This is a genomic window from Nocardia sp. NPDC004722 (assembly GCF_053601505.1).
The window spans coordinates 1-3,385 of record NZ_JBSGBY010000770.1; the positions used below are offsets into that span (position 1 = coordinate 1).

A 3,385-nucleotide genomic window follows, 5' to 3' on the forward strand; every position below is an offset into this window, starting at 1 on the left:
CACGGCGAACACTGGACCAAGGATCCGTACGCCAAGTGGCAGAACATCTTCGGCGTCTCCAACTTCCAGGTCGCGGCCATGGTGCCGCAGGGTGACTGGGTGTACATGTTCGGCATCCCCAATACCCGCCTGGGCGGGGTGGGGCTGGCCCGGGTGCCCAAGGACCAGGTGCTCAATCCGACCGCCTACCAGTACTGGAACAACGGGGCCTGGATCCCCGAGGTGAACGGATTGGCCACCGCCACACCGGTTGTCGACGCACCCGCCGCCGAACTGTCGGTGCGCTACGACGAGGATCGCAAGGTGTGGCAGATGAGCTATCTGGACACCGCCAAGGCGGCTCTCGTTGTGCGGGAATCGGATTCGCCGCAGGGCGTGTGGTCCGACAGCGCGGTGACGGTGAGCGCCTTGCAATACCCGGAGCTCTACGGCGGTTTCATCCACCCGTGGTCGACCGGTAAGGACATGTACTTCACCATGTCCACCTGGAGCGACTACAACGTCTACCTGATGCGTGCCACCCTGAACTGAACGGGGACAAAGCAAAAGAGCGGGCCGCACAGGAATGTGCGGCCCGCTCTTCGGGTTTCGGGGCTCAGCTGAGCCGGACCTCCGCGATCGCGCGGCCGAAGAGCTTCTTGCCCTCCGAGGTCGCGCCGATGACGACGGTGGCCGTGCCGGTTTCGGCGTCCACCGACTTCACCTTGCCGGTGAACTCGACGGTGGTCGCGGCGGTCGGCTCGACCGCGACATAGCCGGAGAAGCGGACGCTGAACTTGCCCAGCGCGGACGGGTCGCCCAGCCAGTCGGTCAGGTACGCGGCGGTCAGGCCCATGGTGAGCATGCCGTGCGCGACCACGGTGGGCAGGCCGACCAGGGTGGCGGCGGCATCGCTGAAGTGGATCGGGTTCGGATCGCCGGAGACGCCCGCGTAGTTGACCAGGTCGCCACGGGTGACCGGCATCTTGGCGGCGGGCAGCTCGGTGCCCGCGGTCAGGGTCGCGACGGTCGGGACGGTGCGGACCGCACGCGGGGTGGCGGGCGCGGCCGGTTCGATGACCTCTTCGGGGGCGAGCAGCACCAGCCCGGTCGGATCGCCGTCGAACTCGCCGGGCTCGGCGACATGGCCCTGCATGACGACGCCGGACACGGTCTCGACCATCGACGGATCGATCTCCACACCCTTGCGGGCCACGATCGTGGTGGTGGAGATCAGCACCGGCAGCCGGTCGACGTCGGTGAAGGTGACCTTGGCGGTGATGAAGTCGTTGTCGCCGAAGCTGCGGATGCTCTCCACGACCACGTCCACGCTGAGCCGGTCGTCGGCCAGGATCGGGCGGAAGTACTCGAAGACCTGATCGGTGTGCAGGGTCTGGGAGAGGTCGTACTCGGTCAGCACCGAGCCGATCAGGGTGCGGGTGGTGGCCGCGCCGATCACCGACGCGAAGGTCGGCGAGGCCAGCAGGCTCGTGTAGCCGAGCGCGACGGCGTCGTCCTCGCGATGGTGGGCGGGGTGGTTGTTGCGCACCGCGCGCGCGAACTCGCGGACCTTCTCGCGGCCGACGTCGTAGTGATCACGGACACGGAAATGGCGGCCGACGAGTTCGGCGGCGGTGGCTTTGGTGGCCTCTGCCGTTTCCGGCATGGTGTTCGCTCCCTGCAATCGAAACCCGGTGGGCCCGCACCACTTCTCTCGGACATTGCTTCGGGCTGTGAAGGCAATGGCCTGGACGGTGTACAACCGTTGAAGTGCCGGAATGCCGAAAAGGCTGGCCCAGACAATTCGGGCTACTTTACCGGCGTGCCGGACGGCTGACCAGGTGTTTGTGACGTTCGTCGCGGTACTTCATGACGTTTATCGCGGCAGGGAGCGCGAACGCGTCAGTTGCCGGTCTGCGGATCACACACCTTCCACGAACCGCCGTCGTTCTTCAGGTCGAAGGTGCGCGCGGTGGTCTTCGCCGGATCCGCGGCCGTGTACACCGTCGCCTGCGCGATCGCGGTATCGCCGGTCACCTTGATGGCATCCAGGCTCTTCACCAGCGGAATGCTCTTCTGCTCCTTGGAAGTCCGATACACGCTGGTGAACTGGTCGGCCGAGATCTTCTGGTAGAAATCGTGCTGCGCCCCGCAGGTCACCGCGCGCAGGGTATCCAGATTCCCGTTGTTCAACGCGTCGGTGTACGACGTGATCGTCTTCTGCACCAACGCTTCCGGCGAATTATCGCTCTTGTTCTTCATCACCAGCCCCGCCACCACACCGGCGACCGCCGCCACCACGACCACCGCCGCCGCGATGAGCAGCACCTTCTTCTTGGCCCCGGCCCCGGACTTCTTCTCCCCATCGACCGCATCCGCCGCGGGCACCCGCTGCGGCTGCGCCAACTGCCCCGCCCCCTGCGGCACGTTGGCCCCTTGCGCCGCAACGGATCCCTGCGAGCCGTTGGGCCCCTGCGGCGCGTTCGGTCCCTGAGGCGCATTCGCGCCCTGCGGCGTATTGGGGCCTTGCGGCGTATTCGGGCCTTGCGGTGCCTTGGGTCCCTGCGGTGCGTTGGGGCCCTGCGGCCCACGCGGTCCCTGCGGCGCACCCGCACCCACCCGCTGCGGCTGCGCGATCCGCGGCCCGCCGATCGGCTGCCCCGGCGTGGTCGGCTGCATATCGGCAGGAGACGGCGCACCCCCGGGCCGCCGCGGCCCCATCGGCGGCCGCGGCGGCACATTCCGCTCCTCCACCGGCGCATCCTGCACCGGCGCACTCCCACGCGGCCCCACATTCCGCGGCCCCACATTCCCCCGAGGCGACTGCGGCGGCTTACTCACCGCCCGCCCCTGCGGCCCCGAAACCCGAATCTTCTCGGTCCCCGCCTCCCCGGACACAACCGGCAACACCGTAGTGGCATCCCCCGCCGAACCCGCGCCGGCGTCCTCCACCGGAACCTTCTTGATCACAACGGTTTCCGCGTCACCGCCGGAAGCGTCCACCTTCCCCTGCGAGGCGCCCGCGTCCGCTCCGGAGTCCGCGGTGTCACCGGGCTTCTCGCCCTTGGGGGTGTCGCCGTCAGGTCGGGGCGAATCCTGCTTCGGCGCAGCCTTGTTCGCGTCCACCGGACTTTCGGAGTTGTCCGCCCCACCGCGCGGAGTCTCCGCGATGCCCTGGGTCGGCACGTCTTCCGGCGCGGGCTTCTCCGATGCCGCAGGCGCGGGGGCGGATTGCTTCGCGTCCTCCGGCTTGCTCGCGCCCGTCCCGCTCGCACCCTGGCCCGGCCGCTGGATCTTGATCAGCTGGGTGGCCAAGGAGCAGTACGGCAACGACCAGTTCATGCTGTGGCGTCGCAGCTACGACACCCCGCCGCCGCCGATCGCCGCGGACAGCGAGTACTCGCAG

Annotated in this window: 3 protein-coding genes and 1 pseudogene; 2 read left to right on the forward strand and 2 right to left on the reverse strand. The window is 68.3% G+C overall.

Annotated elements, in window-relative coordinates:
• Nucleotides 1–531 (forward strand): DUF4185 domain-containing protein (locus ACWELQ_RS41525; RefSeq protein ID WP_452402473.1); only part of this gene is annotated, 531 nt, incomplete at its 5' end.
• 64 nt (nucleotides 532–595) lie between these two features.
• Here ACWELQ_RS41525 and ACWELQ_RS41530 read toward each other — a convergent pair.
• Nucleotides 596–1,645: a fused (3R)-hydroxyacyl-ACP dehydratase subunits HadA/HadB gene (locus ACWELQ_RS41530; RefSeq protein WP_452402474.1), complete on the reverse strand. Its 1,050-nt coding sequence runs from the start codon at nucleotides 1,643–1,645 to the stop codon at nucleotides 596–598.
• 236 nt (nucleotides 1,646–1,881) lie between these two features.
• On the reverse strand, nucleotides 1,882–3,321 hold the full coding sequence (locus ACWELQ_RS41535; protein WP_452402475.1) for an Rv0361 family membrane protein: 1,440 nt from the start codon (nucleotides 3,319–3,321) through the stop codon (nucleotides 1,882–1,884).
• On the opposite strand from ACWELQ_RS41535, the pseudogene ACWELQ_RS41540 reads away from it, so the two are divergent.
• Nucleotides 3,293–3,385: pseudogene (locus ACWELQ_RS41540) on the forward strand (phosphoglyceromutase); the annotation flags it as partial. The gene ACWELQ_RS41535 and the pseudogene ACWELQ_RS41540 overlap by 29 nt on opposite strands.